The sequence below is a fragment of the Streptomyces alkaliphilus genome (genome assembly GCF_014141535.1).
In the GTDB taxonomy this organism is placed as follows: domain Bacteria; phylum Actinomycetota; class Actinomycetes; order Streptomycetales; family Streptomycetaceae; genus Streptomyces; species Streptomyces alkaliphilus.
Genome location: NZ_VKHT01001617.1, coordinates 1 through 623 on the forward strand (window position 1 = coordinate 1; position 623 = coordinate 623).

General features: G+C 74.0%; 1 protein-coding gene. It reads left to right on the plus strand.

Features of this window, described 5'->3' with window-relative positions; all coding sequences use genetic code 11:
• Positions 1–48 precede the first annotated feature (48 nt).
• Positions 49–623 (plus strand): WhiB family transcriptional regulator (locus FNQ90_RS25975; protein ID WP_182608533.1); only part of this gene is annotated, 575 nt, incomplete at its 3' end.

Consider the following 623-nt stretch of genomic DNA (forward strand, 5'->3'; position numbering starts at 1 on the left):
CCTCCCGGCTCCGGCCGGGGGGGCGCGGCGGCCACACCGGAGACCACCGTGCGAGACCTCACCACCCCCGATGCGCCGGCCACCGACCTGCGCGGTATCGGCGACACCAGCTGGCAGGCCCGCGCCGGGTGCCGGGGCATGGACCCCGGCGACGCGGATGCCCTCTTCTTCCCACTCCCCCGCGACTACGAGGCCATCGCCGAGGCCAAAGAGCTGTGCGACCCGTGCCCGGTGCGCCGCGAGTGCCTCAACCACGCCCTGGAGAACGGCCTGCGAGAGGGCACCTGGGGCGGGCTGACCGAGGCCGAGCGCCGCCCCTGGCACGAGGGCCTGTCCCACCGCCTGGACCACAGCCGCGTGATCGCCTTCTTCAAGGGCCGCGATGTCCACCTGAGCGAAGCCGAACGCCGGGTGGTCATCGACCACGCCTACGTCCGGGGCTGGCGCCCCGAACGACTGGCCCTCGCCCTGCGGATCAACCCCAAACACGCCCGCGACCTGCTGCGGCAGGCAGCCGACAAGGTCCTGGACCGCGACCGGAACCACGGCATGCCCCGAACCGGGAGCAGGGGAAGGAAGCGGCCGACCCCCTCCACGGCCGAGGCTCCCTCCACTTCGGCCCC